At 45.3% G+C, this 12,825-nt stretch carries 14 protein-coding genes, 6 tRNA genes and 1 riboswitch; of the genes, 14 read left to right on the top strand and 6 right to left on the bottom strand.

The features are described from left to right. Positions 1–22: 22 nt before the first annotated feature. Positions 23–157, bottom strand: coding sequence for a cortex morphogenetic protein CmpA (gene cmpA, locus C1T21_RS15375; RefSeq protein ID WP_007429337.1), 135 nt, complete (start codon positions 155–157; stop codon positions 23–25). 144 nt (positions 158–301) lie between these two features. On the opposite strand from cmpA, the gene C1T21_RS15370 reads away from it, so the two are divergent. The 3 genes from C1T21_RS15370 (at position 302) to C1T21_RS15360 (ending at position 1,036) form a co-directional block, all read left to right on the top strand. Next, entirely contained in the window at positions 302–826 is a 525-nt protein-coding gene (locus tag C1T21_RS15370; protein ID WP_103048857.1) for a SprT family protein, read from the top strand. Between the two features lie 44 nt (positions 827–870). Then, positions 871–943: transfer RNA gene (locus C1T21_RS15365), tRNA-Asn, on the top strand. Positions 944–947: 4 nt separating this feature from the next. Continuing rightward, positions 948–1,036: transfer RNA gene (locus tag C1T21_RS15360), tRNA-Ser, on the top strand. A gap of 177 nt (positions 1,037–1,213) precedes the next feature. Here the strand turns inward: C1T21_RS15360 and C1T21_RS15355 are convergent. Both C1T21_RS15355 and C1T21_RS15350 read right to left on the bottom strand, forming a co-directional pair. Next, positions 1,214–2,089 (bottom strand): Cof-type HAD-IIB family hydrolase, encoded by an 876-nt coding sequence (locus C1T21_RS15355; RefSeq protein ID WP_103048856.1) that lies wholly within the window; start codon positions 2,087–2,089, stop codon positions 1,214–1,216. 69 nt (positions 2,090–2,158) lie between these two features. Further along, the gene (locus C1T21_RS15350; protein ID WP_013309250.1) at positions 2,159–2,920 is read right to left on the bottom strand and encodes a DeoR/GlpR family DNA-binding transcription regulator; all 762 of its coding nucleotides are present in this window, start codon (positions 2,918–2,920) and stop codon (positions 2,159–2,161) included. Positions 2,921–3,164: 244 nt separating this feature from the next. Between C1T21_RS15350 and C1T21_RS15345 the strand changes: the two genes are divergently transcribed. From C1T21_RS15345 to C1T21_RS15320, 6 genes are all read left to right on the top strand, one after another. After that, a tRNA-Glu gene (locus C1T21_RS15345) sits at positions 3,165–3,236 on the top strand. 86 nt (positions 3,237–3,322) lie between these two features. Beyond that, a tRNA-Lys gene (locus tag C1T21_RS15340) sits at positions 3,323–3,398 on the top strand. 15 nt (positions 3,399–3,413) lie between these two features. Beyond that, positions 3,414–3,496, top strand: a tRNA-Leu gene (locus C1T21_RS15335). A gap of 163 nt (positions 3,497–3,659) precedes the next feature. Further along, complete coding sequence (locus C1T21_RS15330; protein ID WP_103048855.1) at positions 3,660–4,115, top strand: MarR family winged helix-turn-helix transcriptional regulator; 456 nt, start codon at positions 3,660–3,662, stop codon at positions 4,113–4,115. A 185-nt stretch (positions 4,116–4,300) separates the two neighbouring features. Beyond that, on the top strand, positions 4,301–4,675 hold the full coding sequence (locus C1T21_RS15325; RefSeq protein ID WP_025722343.1) for a helix-turn-helix domain-containing protein: 375 nt from the start codon (positions 4,301–4,303) through the stop codon (positions 4,673–4,675). Between the two features lie 93 nt (positions 4,676–4,768). Continuing rightward, positions 4,769–5,152: a helix-turn-helix domain-containing protein gene (locus C1T21_RS15320; protein WP_069291379.1), complete on the top strand. Its 384-nt coding sequence runs from the start codon at positions 4,769–4,771 to the stop codon at positions 5,150–5,152. 124 nt (positions 5,153–5,276) lie between these two features. Here C1T21_RS15320 and C1T21_RS15315 read toward each other — a convergent pair whose 3' ends face one another. Together C1T21_RS15315 and C1T21_RS15310 are read right to left on the bottom strand one after the other, a co-directional pair. After that, positions 5,277–5,498: a Rha family transcriptional regulator gene (locus C1T21_RS15315; protein ID WP_069291380.1), complete on the bottom strand. Its 222-nt coding sequence runs from the start codon at positions 5,496–5,498 to the stop codon at positions 5,277–5,279. Positions 5,499–5,794: 296 nt separating this feature from the next. Further along, positions 5,795–6,532: an urease accessory protein UreF gene (locus C1T21_RS15310; protein ID WP_103048854.1), complete on the bottom strand. Its 738-nt coding sequence runs from the start codon at positions 6,530–6,532 to the stop codon at positions 5,795–5,797. 262 nt (positions 6,533–6,794) lie between these two features. On the opposite strand from C1T21_RS15310, the gene C1T21_RS15305 reads away from it, so the two are divergent. Beyond that, positions 6,795–6,877: transfer RNA gene (locus C1T21_RS15305), tRNA-Leu, on the top strand. Positions 6,878–7,021: 144 nt separating this feature from the next. Here C1T21_RS15305 and C1T21_RS15300 read toward each other — a convergent pair. Continuing rightward, the gene (locus C1T21_RS15300) at positions 7,022–7,507 is read right to left on the bottom strand and encodes a glutathione peroxidase (protein WP_103048853.1); all 486 of its coding nucleotides are present in this window, start codon (positions 7,505–7,507) and stop codon (positions 7,022–7,024) included. A gap of 466 nt (positions 7,508–7,973) precedes the next feature. After that, a riboswitch (cyclic di-AMP (ydaO/yuaA leader) is annotated at positions 7,974–8,146 on the top strand. A gap of 115 nt (positions 8,147–8,261) precedes the next feature. Between C1T21_RS15300 and C1T21_RS15295 the strand changes: the two genes are divergently transcribed. The 4 genes from C1T21_RS15295 to kdpB all read left to right on the top strand — a co-directional run bounded on the left by C1T21_RS15295 (position 8,262) and on the right by kdpB (position 12,813). Further along, positions 8,262–8,657, top strand: coding sequence for a hypothetical protein (locus C1T21_RS15295; protein ID WP_023987603.1), 396 nt, complete (start codon positions 8,262–8,264; stop codon positions 8,655–8,657). Between the two features lie 183 nt (positions 8,658–8,840). Further along, positions 8,841–8,918 (top strand): potassium-transporting ATPase subunit F, encoded by a 78-nt coding sequence (locus C1T21_RS28475; RefSeq protein WP_071559652.1) that lies wholly within the window; start codon positions 8,841–8,843, stop codon positions 8,916–8,918. A gap of 150 nt (positions 8,919–9,068) precedes the next feature. Beyond that, positions 9,069–10,745, top strand: coding sequence for a potassium-transporting ATPase subunit KdpA (gene kdpA, locus C1T21_RS15285; RefSeq protein ID WP_103048852.1), 1,677 nt, complete (start codon positions 9,069–9,071; stop codon positions 10,743–10,745). A gap of 37 nt (positions 10,746–10,782) precedes the next feature. Next, positions 10,783–12,813: a potassium-transporting ATPase subunit KdpB gene (gene kdpB / locus C1T21_RS15280; RefSeq protein WP_103048851.1), complete on the top strand. Its 2,031-nt coding sequence runs from the start codon at positions 10,783–10,785 to the stop codon at positions 12,811–12,813. The last annotated feature ends 12 nt before the right edge of the window (positions 12,814–12,825 follow it).

Raw genomic sequence — 12,825 nt, 5'->3', positions numbered from 1 at the left:
CATTTTTGGATGCCTTTAGCTTTTACCCGTTGTTGGCATCGAACTCCACGCCAGGTGCTTTATGATAAAAAAACCAACAATCGTTCAACAGTTTAATTTGGCGCCGGTCCTTTTTGTAAAAGGCCCGCATGAGCTGGTTGCTGAGCCATTGAGGCAAGCCGATCTCCTCCTCTGCGTTACATCTGTATGTTTAGCATATGGGGTGGGTACCTAAAGTGTGCTTATGAATTGGGGGTTAGACTTCGGTCGTTATTTTATAATATGCTTGTCAGTAAGGAGCAATGGAGGGGAGACCGTTAGAATGGAGTCCAAGTCCCTGAGCGATTCAATGAACCATTCAATGAACCGTTCTATGAGTAATGAAGAGCTTCAAGAATGGGTAGAGCGCATTTCGCTGGAGAGCTTCGGCGTGCCGTTTCGACATCAAGCCACCTTTAATGCGCGCCTGTCTTCCACAGGTGGTAGGTATTTTATGAAAAGTCATCATATTGAAATTAATCCACATCAACTCGCAGCTTACGGACGTTCTGAGGTGGAGAAAATTATTAAGCATGAGCTGTGCCATTATCATTTGCATTTGCGCGGGATGGGCTATCAGCATCGAGATGCTGACTTCAAAGCATGGCTGGCCCGTGTAGGAGGAAGCAGGCATTGTCAGACTCTGCCGGGAAGAAAAGAACGTGAGCCTCAGCCTTATCGTTACAAGCTAGTATGCGTTTCCTGTAAACAGGAGTATATGCGCAAGCGCAAGATGAATCCTCAGCGGTATCGCTGTGGGAAATGTGGAGGTAAGCTACGCCTGTTGGCACTTGACGGCACCCCCTGAATCATGGTAAATTAACCATACTGTAAGATAATTTACAGTAATGTTCCCTGATAGCTCAGTTGGTAGAGCACTCGACTGTTAATCGAGTTGTCACAGGTTCGAGTCCTGTTCGGGGAGTCATGGAGAGGTACCCAAGTGGCTATAAGGGGACCCTCTGCTAAGGGGTTAGGCTGCGAAAGCGGTGCGAGGGTTCGAATCCCTCTCTCTCCGTTGGTATTTTAAGTAGAAAAAGGACGCTCGTATGCATTGTAATGATGCTTGCGAGCGTCCTTTTCGTCTATATCTGCTTTGAGAATAACGGTGGACTGAAATCGTTTAAATGGAGAGGGGACGTGCTGCGTACAGCATGAAGCGGCGCTAGCCTGTCTTGTACGCAGCCAATGACGTCTATTTCACGGTGTCAGCCTCGACTGTCTTGAGTATGTTCAACAGAGCATGAGCGACGCCATCTTCCGCATTAGTCAGAGTCACTTGGGAGCAGACGGCCTTGATATCGTCTTTTGCATTGCCCATGGCAATGCCTGTTCCTGCCATCGTTAGCATGGAGATATCGTTGTAGCTGTCCCCAATCGCTACGGCTTCCTGCATGGGAATGCTCAGATGATTCGCCAGATAACGCAATGCATTACCTTTAGACGCATCCCTATGCTCGACTTCAAAGTTACGGTCTGAAGAGATGACCATGTTCAGGCCCTGAAAACCTCGGTAACGCTCACGGCCCCGCTCCAATTTGGCTTGATCAAAGGAGAAACAGAGCACGTTATAAATCTCTACATCCAGTGGAATGTCCTCATATGAAGCGATCCGGGTATGTCCAGTCTGTTCATATTGTTTTTCAGCTGCATGTAATAAAGTATCCAGCGAAATATCCGGGTTGGCACTCAGCAAGCGGTCCATTTCAACAGCAAGTAGCTGATGTCCGTTTTGTGGAGAATAAATAGCGCGGTCTGTCATGACCTCATAGTAAAAGTCGTTGTCATGCAGCCAGCTCAGCACTTCAAACGTTTCACTGCGGCCCATAGGAGTAGAGGTTAACTGACGACGATGCACATCATGTACGGTTGCACCGTTTGCTCCAATGACTGGAGTTATAAGCTCTGCTTCCTCTAGCTTCGTCCAGGCGTCATAAGCGGCTCTACCAGTGGCGATTGTCACCTGAACGCCTTGCTGCTGTGCTTGGCGTATAGCCTCCGCGTTCACTTTGCTTATTTTTCCTTCCTCGTTCAGCAGTGTTCCATCCATATCAATCGCAAACAGTTTCATTTCTCTCCAACTCCTGTCTTTCGATATCTCTGTGATAAATCTTGAGTTCTAGCTAAGCAGTTTCATATTTTATGAGGGTACAACAACTTCAACATCATAATGTTGCAAAATTTCCAGCATCGCTGGTTCTGGCAATCTGTCGGTGATCACGATATTAACTTCAGACAGATCGGCAAAACGATATGGAAAATTGATTCCGAATTTCGAATGGTCCGCAAGGATGATCACCTGATCTGCCTGCTTCATCATCTGATGCTTCAGCATACCGTCTTCTTCATGAATCAGGCTTAGTCCGTGGGCAGATATACCACCAATCCCGATAAAGGCTTTGTCTACAAAATAGTGAGACAAAGTGGCGATCACGGAGGAGCCATATACATATCGGTGTTCTTTTTGCAGGCGGCCTCCCAGCAGATGAATGGAGACACCGTCTTTTCCAGATAGCACGTCAGCCTGATTGATTGAATTGGTGATGACCGAACATTCCTGCACATTCAGTCTTTCTGCACACGCCTGTACGGTGGTAGAGGAATCCAATATAATACGATCCTTATCTCGTACCATGCTGGCAGCCAGCTGTCCGATCACTTGTTTCTCCTCGGATACAGTAAGTAGTCTTTCGTTATAATTTCCAATTGGATCGTGATGCAGTGTAGGGAGAAGAGCGCCGCCGCGGGTGCGAATAATTTTTTGATGTTCTTCAAGTTTTACGAGGTCTCGACGCGCCGTATCTCGTGAAACATTGAAAAATTCACAAATATCATCCACCGAAATACGCTTATGAAGCTGTAAGTAATCAACGATTTTTAACATTCGTTCTTCCTGATACATAAAAAGCTCCTCTGATATATAATTATTTCGGTATCTTGTAAGTGATTATAAGTAAATGTAAGTGATATTGCAATCATTTATCGCTGTTTTCAGGATTTTAGTGATTTGAGATAAGGTATTGTAAGTAAATACGCATTTTGTACTTATAAAAACTGCTTTTTTTAAAATTTTAGAAATAAGTATTGCCATTCGTTATTCTATTTGATATACTCTTTCTTGTCGCCAAGTTGGCGCATAATAATAAGGCCCGTTGGTCAAGGGGTTAAGACACCTCCCTTTCACGGAGGTAACAGGGGTTCGAATCCCCTACGGGTCATTGTTGTCTTTATAGACTACATGTTGCATGCTTAAGGGAAATTCCTGAGGTCTGGTCTAATGGCGGACAGCTTGGATGAACAGCATGAGCCATTAGCTCAGTTGGTAGAGCACCTGACTTTTAATCAGGGTGTCGAAGGTTCGAGTCCTTCATGGCTCACCATTTATATTTTGTTATGCGGTCGTGGTGGAATGGCAGACACGCTATCTTGAGGGGGTAGTGAGCGTACGCTCGTGGAGGTTCGAGTCCTCTCGACCGCATCAATGGAATAAACGGAAAAGTCTCTCGCGGTAGAGGCTTTTTTTATTTGTGTAGTGATGTAATAAAGTAATGATTATGATGAAATAATGATTCCATAGTATAATATAATGCCATAATGTTATAGAATGATAAGTATAAACTTATGAAGTGACGGTGAAAAATATGGACACTCAACTGTTAGGAAATATATCAGAAAATATTTTGGGCTTGTTTCCGATTGTGAAGAAGAAATTTTTCACCTACGGTCCGCTCGATTTCCCATTACACTTGTCGCCTAATAACTTTCAGGTATTACTGCTTCTGCGTGAGGTGCGCTTGTCTACGGTATCTGATTTATCCAAACAGCTCAATGTCTCACGTCCGAACATGACTCCTCTTCTGGACAAACTGGTGGAGCATGGGTTGGCTGACCGCCAGTCGTGTGATTCGGATCGCAGAGTCGTGAATGTGGCGATTACACAGGAAGGCGATGCTTTTTGTGAACAGGTATTTCATACCTTCTCCAATAAAATTCAAGAAAGACTGGTGTATCTGCCAGAAGAAGATTTATTGCATCTGAGTGAAACTTTGAATGAATTGAAGCATATCTTACTTAAAATCGACAACTCTGCTACGTGATTGGCGTAAGTGAACCGGCTTAAAAACCGCCCTTTCTTCGGAAAACAGGCGGTTTTTGTTGCGTGTTGTGGTATAATGGGAACCAACATACATAATTCGGTAATTTTAGCATACGTGATCTTTGAAATGGGAACAGAGAACATGATATCGTTATTTGAGAGCCTGCTAGGGAGGAAGGAACTTCTATGCAATCTATTTACCATCGCATCGAGGAACTCATCAAGGAACGGGGAATGACGAAAAAGGCGTTCTGCCAGCAGTTAGGCATTAGTACAGGGAACTTCGGGGATTGGAAAAGAGGAAAAACGACGCCAGGCACGAATAAACTCATTGAAATCGCTTCTTTTTTTGATGCCAGTCTGGATTGGATTATGCTGGGTCGAGATGTACAGGGTGAGGTGCTAAAGGAGTCGCAAGACCCTTATTTTTTTGACGCTTCAGGGCAACTGAATTGCCAGGGGGAACCGCTTAGTGAGGCGGAAAGAAATTTTATACTTGAGTATATTGAATTTACCCGCTTTCGTAAAGAGAAAAACCAGCGCAATTCTACTATGGGGTAATGGTTGCTTAGGATTTGATGGGGATTACTAATGAGTAAGGCTGAAAAATGAAAATTATTTCAGAAAAAGTTACTGTGTCGGAGGGGAAACATTTTGGGAGATCAAACTATTTATCAGCGGATTGAAGCTTTGATTAAGGATCGTGGAATGACCAAGAAGGCATTTTGTGAAAAACTTAAAATCAGTTCAGGGAATCTTGGTGATTGGAGAAGAGGTAAAACAACGCCGGGTACCGCCCATTTGATTCAGATTTCAGACTTTTTTAATGTATCGCTTGATTGGTTAATGAAAGGGATTAAGCCAGGAGAAGGCGTACTTCAGGAGCAGAAGGCTGCTTATTTTTTTGGAGTGATGGGGCCACTCAATTGCCAGGCAGAAGATCTTGAGACGGAAGAACAGAATTTTATTTTAGAATATGTTGAATTTGCGAAATACCGTAAGCAAAAAAGTGAGAAGGATAAAACAAAGCCGGAATAATTTTTTAGCTAAAGATCGTCTGGGTTGAAAACCCGTAAACGAACTGGAGAGGTTCGCTTTACGGGTTTATTTGGTTTCTTGGTGGTATGGAATGACCTATATGTAACTGGAATGCTTGTTGGGTTTAGAGTGGCGGTGCCTCCTTATAATCGTTATCGTCGATGTTCAGAATTGCAGCAACTTGTTTTCTGTACCTTTGTGCTTTGCGGGTGCCGTGAATCAGATTGGACAAGCGTGAAGGTGGAATATTGTGTGTCTCACAAAATGTTTTCTGATCCAGTCGAAGTTCGACAAGCCGTTGTTTGATGGCCCACCCGAAGGAGGTGACAGGCATTTTGTTGTTCAAGAGAAATCGCCCCTTACGGATTCTTGCAGAATAATTGGTGTGTTATAATAATCATCAGTAAACATGTTAGAATTAACCATCTGACACTATGATACACTTTTATACGTGTTTTTACAATCTTAAATGCGTCATTTTGTTGAATTAATTACTTAATTAAGTGCTAGGTGGTTCTGATAATCCGTCTAGAGTCTGCTAATGGTGTGAATTGCGATTATATGTGGATAAAAAACACTCTGCCACCTGAGGAAAGGGACAGAGTGTTTTTGGTGTTGTGGCCACATTGGCGAAACGACGCATCAGGGGGATGCTGGAAGGCGTTTGAATAGACCTGAGGAGGAAAACAGTCTAGGTTCATCCAATTGGCTATTATGGCTCATATAAAGAGGTAGAGTGATGTAGGAGCTGGACCAATGTCTGTGAAGAAAGCGACGCTGAGATGCAGTTGGCTCAGGTTGGTTAAGCTTCTTCCAGGCGGAGAGCAGCTCGCTGGTCATACGCTCCATAAGAGGGTTCTTTTCCTCATAAGGAGGATTGAGTAGTTTGAAGGCATCTTCCACACAGAAGGACACCGCTGCGCTAAGATAGCCGTGCACGGTCTGTTCTACATCGTTTCCGAGGAGGAAGTTAATCCAGGTGTGAACGGTAGCGAGTGTGCCAATCGCATTGTATTGAATGAGTATGGATTCCAACTGGTCAAATTCAAGCCAAGGATAAAGAGCCTTGGCGAGCTTGAGCAGACGCTGACCGGATAGACGCAACTCCTTCACATGCTGCCAGGAGGGACGTTGGGTATGCAGCATCTTATCAATGAGAGCGATTCGCCAACCGTCATTCTGCTGGATGGCGACATACAGACTTTTGATGGCCATGCCGTCAACGGTTGTAAATTGAGGATACAAATCATCCAGCATGTAATGCTCCAGGTCTTGTAGACTGTTCAAATGTCCGTTGCGGAATAGTTTCTTCAGTCCGTTAAAACGGGTGAAGCCACCAACAGGTAGGGAAGGGTCCAATAATAATGCATAGTTCAGCAAGCGGTTGCCTTTATGCAGGGCGGTTCGCCTCCTCGAAGTGAATCATTATGTTATATTATTTTACTATTCACTTGGTTTAATGAAAAATATTTGATATATATGTAATATATATTTACACTTAAGTATCATTTGTGTCAAATTAAATATTTTTATTGTCCATATATGTCAGTTAAAATAACATAGAAAATAATTATTCTATTTTTGTTTACAAATAGTTGATGAGAGAGTATAATAAATCTGTTGCCTCAATACATTATGATTTGCGGTCGTGGTGGAATGGCAGACACGCTATCTTGAGGGGGTAGTGGGCGTACGCCCGTGGAGGTTCGAGTCCTCTCGACCGCATTATATGCAAGACCCAGTTAAAAAAGCATCCTGACACGGTTTACGTGAAGGGATGCTTTTTTTGTTAAGCATTTTTCGTTATCCTTTAGCCACAGAAGCAACGGTAGACAACAGGTTGTTTAATAACTGTGATTAAGAAGAATGTCAGTTTTGCTGCAAAAGCTTCTCTATATCTCCCGCCAGCTTATCTGGAGTGGTTTGCGGTGCATAGCGCTTAAATACGTTACCTTCTCGTGTAATTAAGAATTTAGTAAAATTCCATTTGATCGCTTTGGATCCTAATACCCCCGGAGCTGTTTGGGTAAGGTAGCGAAATAAGGGGTGCGCTTGATCTCCATTGACATCTGTTTTGGCGAACATCGGAAAGGTAACACCATAATTGATCTGGCAAAATTCGGAAATCTCCTCGCTAGAACCTGGCTCTTGTTTGGCAAACTGGTTGCTGGGAAATCCCAAAATTTCGAGCCCCTGTTCATGGTACTGGTCATATAGCTCTTGTAGCGCTTTGTATTGGGGGGTTAACCCACATTTGCTGGCAGTGTTCACGATAAGCAGAACGTTCCCTTCATATGTGGATAACGGAATTTGTTTCCCTTGCAGGGTTTGCGCATCATATTCATAAACGGTCATAGTATCTCTCCTTATTCAATATTCAGCAATTAAATTGTAAGCAATTAAAAGCGAGGTTGCAAGTTTGGAAAAGCTGTATCAAGCCTTTAGCCGCTGTAAAATCGTATTTTGTTCAAAACAGTAAATCGCACCGCAAATGGAGCGAATTAAGGTGTTTCTTCTTATAAAAGCGGGTTCAATCGGTGTTTAGCTGGTACATATAGCGTATTTTCTTCTCTTTTTACAAAAAAAGGCCAAAAACGCTCTACCCTACGCCAATATTGACATGCTTGTCATTTTCGAAAAGGGATGAAAAACAGAGATTGAAGGAGCTGTGAGAAGCATAGTTGCATTGTAAGCGCTATTATTAATATCCTAGGCTCTAAAGGCCGATTTATAACCCCGCAGTTGAGCTTTACAGTCTTCCATGCGCGGGTGTATGATTCAAGACGTAATTTCAAATTAACTTGAATGAAGCAACAACGAAATGTCTATAGCGCTGAATTTTGCAGTTGCAAAAGCGGGGGAACCAATCGAGACTGTACGGCTTCGAAAGCCGTGTGTCTCATGGGGTGAATTTTCCGGTCAAGTGCCAGAAATAGGGCGACTCTCACGTCCGAATCCGACAGCTAACCTCGTAAGCGTACAGGGAGAGGCAACAAACCGCCGTGTGCAGCCATGGTTTATTTTATCATGGATATGTAAGAAGCCGGAGGAAAGCCTTTTTCCTTCGGCTTCTTTTTGTTGTCTTTTTATACCGGGAGAGGAGCTACTGATGGAAGGTCGGTTAATTATTGTCACTGCACCGAATGAAGCGGGCAGAAGTTTTGTGAAATTGCTTATTTTCAAAAAATTGGCGTTTGCAGTTCTGACGAATAGCGCCCAGGAGGAACGACAGCTCAAAAAAATGGGTGTGGAGCACATTGTCCGCATCAATACCATGCAAGCGGGAAAATGGAATTTTCCAAAAAAAGAAATTGGTAGTGTGTATTTGTTCGAGAACAGCTTGAATCTGACTTGCCGTTTCCTGCAAATATGTCGGCCACTAACATCGGAATCGATCTATGTTATTACGCACGGCTGTAATCCACAAGGAATTTATCGGGGATTGGGAGCGGACCATGTGATCTACACATTGAACGGAGAGGTGGGTTTTCTGCTGAACGGATAAGCGCTTATAACATAGTTGTTTTATGATTTTATGATCAAATAAGAATGGCGATCTGAGGACCGATACGGAGGGTATAAACATGATGGATATATACATGCTGCTCGTCATGGCTGTGAGTTATGGAGTGATACTGCTGTTTGTACGCTGGTGTGATGCGCAGACCTCTAAAGGAGGACGAAGAGGATGATCGTTATACTTGGGCTTACGGCTATTGTGTTTATGTATTTAATCTACGCACTCCTGAACCCTGAAAAGTTCTAGTCAGCTATAGGGGATAGAGCGGGCGGGAACAACAGATCTGAATATTAAGCATCATAGGTAACGGGTTTTCGCAAACGTGTGCACACGTTTGGTGCTCTGAAGCAGGTCTGTTGTTCCAAACGCAGGAGCATTTTGAAGGAGGAATAAAGGATGGAGCTGCTTCAAATTGGAATTGTGATCGTCATATTGCTGCTCTTGGTAAAGCCAGTGGGCACCTATATGTATCATGTATTCTCGAATGAACCCAATCGGACGGATCGGATTTTTGGCGGAACAGAAAAGCTGATTTATAAGGTAGTAGGATTGAAGAAGCTGGAGAGCATGCGTTGGACTACGTATGTTATGAGTTTCATTGCAACGAATGTGGTGCTTGTGGCGATCAGCTACTTGCTGTTGCGTTTACAGGGAATGCTTCCCGGTAATCCTGCGGGAAACAGTAATATGGAAGCATCACTAGCTTTTAATACGGTAATCAGCTTTATGACGAATACGAATCTCCAACATTATAGCGGAGAAAGCGGGCTTACGTATCTGACACAGATGGCGTTCGTCACGATGATGATGTTCACTTCGGCTGCTTCCGGTTTTGCGGTTGCTGCGGCTTTTATGAGGGGATTGACGCGGCGCGGTGAAGGGATGGGCAATTTCTTTCAAGATTTTATTAAAGCCATTATAAGGATTTTCCTGCCGCTGGCCTTTGTGCTTACGCTGGTGCTGGTTGGATTGAAGGTACCACAGACGCTACAGCCTACGGCGGATCTTACGACGCTGAGCGGAACACAGCAGCAGATTTCTATGGGACCCATTGCTTCTCTGGAGTCCATCAAGCATTTGGGGACGAATGGAGGCGGTTATGCGGGAGCTAACTCTGCGCATCCTTTTGAAAATCCAAGTCCTTGGACGAACGTGCTGGAAATTTTGGCAATGTGGGTAATGCCGGCTTCGTTGCCGTATACCTTTGGATTGTTTGCCCGTAATCGTAAGCAGGGCTGGATTATTTTTGGCTCCATGATGGTATTGTTTCTTATTTTTCTATCCATTACGTACGTGTCTGAAAAGACAGGTAATCCGTTAATCCAGACACTGGGTGTGGATGCTTCTCAAGGAAGCATGGAAGGGAAAGAGGTTCGTTTCGGCATTGGACAATCGGCTTTATTCACTGCGGTCACAACAGCAGCAACGACAGGTTCGGTCAATAATATGCATGATACACTAACCCCGCTGGGTGGCATGGCTGCTTTGGGAGAAATGATGCTAAACGTCATTTTTGGCGGCAAGGGTGTCGGGCTGATGAATATGCTGATGTATGCGATTCTGGGTGTGTTTATATGCGGACTGATGGTCGGGAGAACTCCGGAATTTATGGGAAGGAAAATTGAAGGCAAGGAAATGAAGCTGATCGCGATTGCCATTTTGGTACATCCGTTTCTCATTCTCGCCCCAACTGCGCTTGCGTTTATGAGTCATTGGGGATACGATGCGGTCACTAACCCTGGCTATCACGGGTTGACTCAGGTGCTCTATGAATATGCGTCATCTGCCGCAAATAACGGTTCGGGATTTGAAGGTCTTTCGGATAACAACGTATTCTGGAACATGACAACGGGGATGGTTATGTTCTTCGGACGATATGTATCTATGATTGCATTGTTGGCTGTGGCGGCTTCGTTGAATGCCAAAGCACCGACTCCGGTGACGACGGGGACACTGCGCACGGACAACAAGTTATTTGGAGCCATTCTGATCGGGGTCGTGCTGCTGATTGGTGCGTTGACCTTTTTACCCGTCATCGTATTGGGACCTGTTGCTGAATTTTTGACCATGTGAAGAAGAAAATGAGAATGGATGAACGGGGTGTTTGATCATGAAGGAACAGCGCAAACACATGCTGGACAGAAGCATCTTGAAGCATGCGATCAAGGATAGCTTTATAAAATTAAATCCGATGATTATGATGAAAAATCCTGTCATGTTTGTCGTGGAGATCGGTACATTGGTCGTGCTGCTAATGTTACTGTTTCCCGGTTATTTTGGAACTGGCAAGGAAATGGGCTTTAACCTGGCCGTGTTTGTTATTCTGTTGTTTACGTTGCTTTTTGCTAATTTTGCCGAAGCGCTCGCGGAGGGGCGGGGTAAGGCACAAGCTGCCTCTTTAAAAAAATCCAAGCAGGATACGCAAGCTAACAAGCTCATCGGAAATGACATTCAGGTGGTTAGCTCAACCGAATTGCGTAAGGGGGACGTGGTTATTGTCTCCCAGGGCGAAATGATTCCAAGCGATGGTGAGGTCATTGAAGGTCTGGCTTCGGTGGATGAATCTGCAATTACGGGAGAATCGGCTCCGGTCATCAAGGAATCGGGTGGTGACTTTTGCTCGGTAACTGGCGGGACGCGAGTGGTCAGTGACCGGATTAAGGTGCGGATTACGACAGAGCCGGGCGAGACATTTATTGATAAAATGATTTCGCTCGTGGAAGGCGCACAGCGGCAAAAAACGCCGAATGAGATTGCGCTGAACACTTTGCTGATTAGCTTGACGATTATTTTTCTAATTGTGGTGGTTACGCTAGCGCCGATTGCCCGTCATTTTAATATTGATTTGCCTGTTCCTGTGCTGATTTCGTTGCTAGTCTGTCTGATTCCAACCACGATTGGCGGACTGTTGTCAGCCATCGGGATTGCCGGTATGGACCGGGTCACCCAGTTTAATGTGCTAGCCATGTCAGGCAAGGCGGTAGAAGCTTCTGGGGATATCAACACGATGATTCTGGATAAAACAGGTACAATCACCTTCGGGAACCGGATGGCGAGTGAATTCGTGCCTGTAGAGGGCGTGGAGAAGGCAGAGCTAGTGAAGTGGGCAGCGATTAGCTCTATGAAGGACGAGACGCCAGAGGGGCGCTCGGTTCTCGAGTTGATGCGCAAACAGGAGCACACGTTGGATGAATCCTTAGCGGCAGGTGGAACCTTTATCGAATTCAAGGCGGAGACCCGGATGAGTGGTCTGGATCTGGCCGATGGACGAAAGGTGCGCAAGGGCGCGGTGGATTCTGTTCGGCAATGGATCGTATCGCAAAACGGCAGTGTTCCAGCCGATCTGGAGGAAAAAGCGAATCAGGTAGCCTCTGAAGGAGGTACACCGCTGGCAGTCGCGCTGGATGATCAGATATACGGCATTATTTATTTGAAAGATACAGTGAAGCCAGGCATGAAGGAACGGTTTGATCAGCTCCGGGAAATGGGTATCCGTACGATCATGTGTACCGGGGATAACCCGTTGACCGCTGCTACAATTGCACGGGAAGCGGGAGTGGACGACTTTGTAGCTGAGAGCAAGCCGGAGGACAAAATCGCGGTTATCCGCCGTGAGCAGGAACAGGGTAAGCTGGTTGCCATGACCGGAGACGGCACCAATGATGCACCTGCGCTGGCGCAAGCGGATGTCGGTCTTGCCATGAATAGCGGCACAGTCGCGGCCAAAGAAGCGGCTAATATGGTGGACTTGGATTCCGATCCGTCCAAAATTATTGAGGTGGTCGCGATCGGCAAGCAGCTGCTTATGACGCGCGGAGCATTGACAACGTTCAGTATTGCGAATGATGTTGCCAAATATTTTGCCATCATCCCGGCGATGTTCATGCTGGCCATTCCACAAATGGGCGCTTTGAACGTCATGGGGCTTGGCTCTCCGCTGTCCGCTATTTTGTCGGCGCTGATCTTTAACGCGGTTATTATTCCGCTTCTGATTCCGCTGGCCATGAAGGGCGTGAAGTATAAGCCGATGAGCTCGGATCGCCTGCTGGGACGGAATTTGCTGATTTACGGTCTGGGCGGTATGGTCGTACCGTTTGTCGGCATTAAGGCCATTGATTTGCTGGTGCATTTGTGGATTTAGCGCAGAAAGGGT

It is taken from the genome of Paenibacillus sp. F4 (assembly GCF_002894905.1).
Lineage (GTDB): Bacteria > Bacillota > Bacilli > Paenibacillales > Paenibacillaceae > Paenibacillus > Paenibacillus polymyxa_B.
Note: the sequence above shows the minus strand (reverse complement) of the source record. Positions and strands in the feature narration are given on the sequence as shown.

What these genes read in the sequence shown, in the direction of transcription:
- C1T21_RS15300 (WP_103048853.1), bottom strand. Translation starts at nt 7,507, where the DNA reads ATGACCGTTTATGAATATGATGCGCAAACCCTGCAAGGGAAACAAATT.
- C1T21_RS15325 (WP_025722343.1), top strand. Translation starts at nt 4,301, where the DNA reads ATGCAATCTATTTACCATCGCATCGAGGAACTCATCAAGGAACGGGGA.
- kdpB (WP_103048851.1), top strand. Translation starts at nt 10,783, where the DNA reads ATGAAGGAACAGCGCAAACACATGCTGGACAGAAGCATCTTGAAGCAT.
- C1T21_RS15295 (WP_023987603.1), top strand. Translation starts at nt 8,262, where the DNA reads ATGGAAGGTCGGTTAATTATTGTCACTGCACCGAATGAAGCGGGCAGA.
- C1T21_RS15355 (WP_103048856.1), bottom strand. Translation starts at nt 2,089, where the DNA reads ATGAAACTGTTTGCGATTGATATGGATGGAACACTGCTGAACGAGGAA.
- kdpA (WP_103048852.1), top strand. Translation starts at nt 9,069, where the DNA reads ATGGAGCTGCTTCAAATTGGAATTGTGATCGTCATATTGCTGCTCTTG.
- C1T21_RS28475 (WP_071559652.1), top strand. Translation starts at nt 8,841, where the DNA reads ATGATCGTTATACTTGGGCTTACGGCTATTGTGTTTATGTATTTAATC.
- C1T21_RS15370 (WP_103048857.1), top strand. Translation starts at nt 302, where the DNA reads ATGGAGTCCAAGTCCCTGAGCGATTCAATGAACCATTCAATGAACCGT.
- C1T21_RS15350 (WP_013309250.1), bottom strand. Translation starts at nt 2,920, where the DNA reads ATGTATCAGGAAGAACGAATGTTAAAAATCGTTGATTACTTACAGCTT.
- C1T21_RS15330 (WP_103048855.1), top strand. Translation starts at nt 3,660, where the DNA reads ATGGACACTCAACTGTTAGGAAATATATCAGAAAATATTTTGGGCTTG.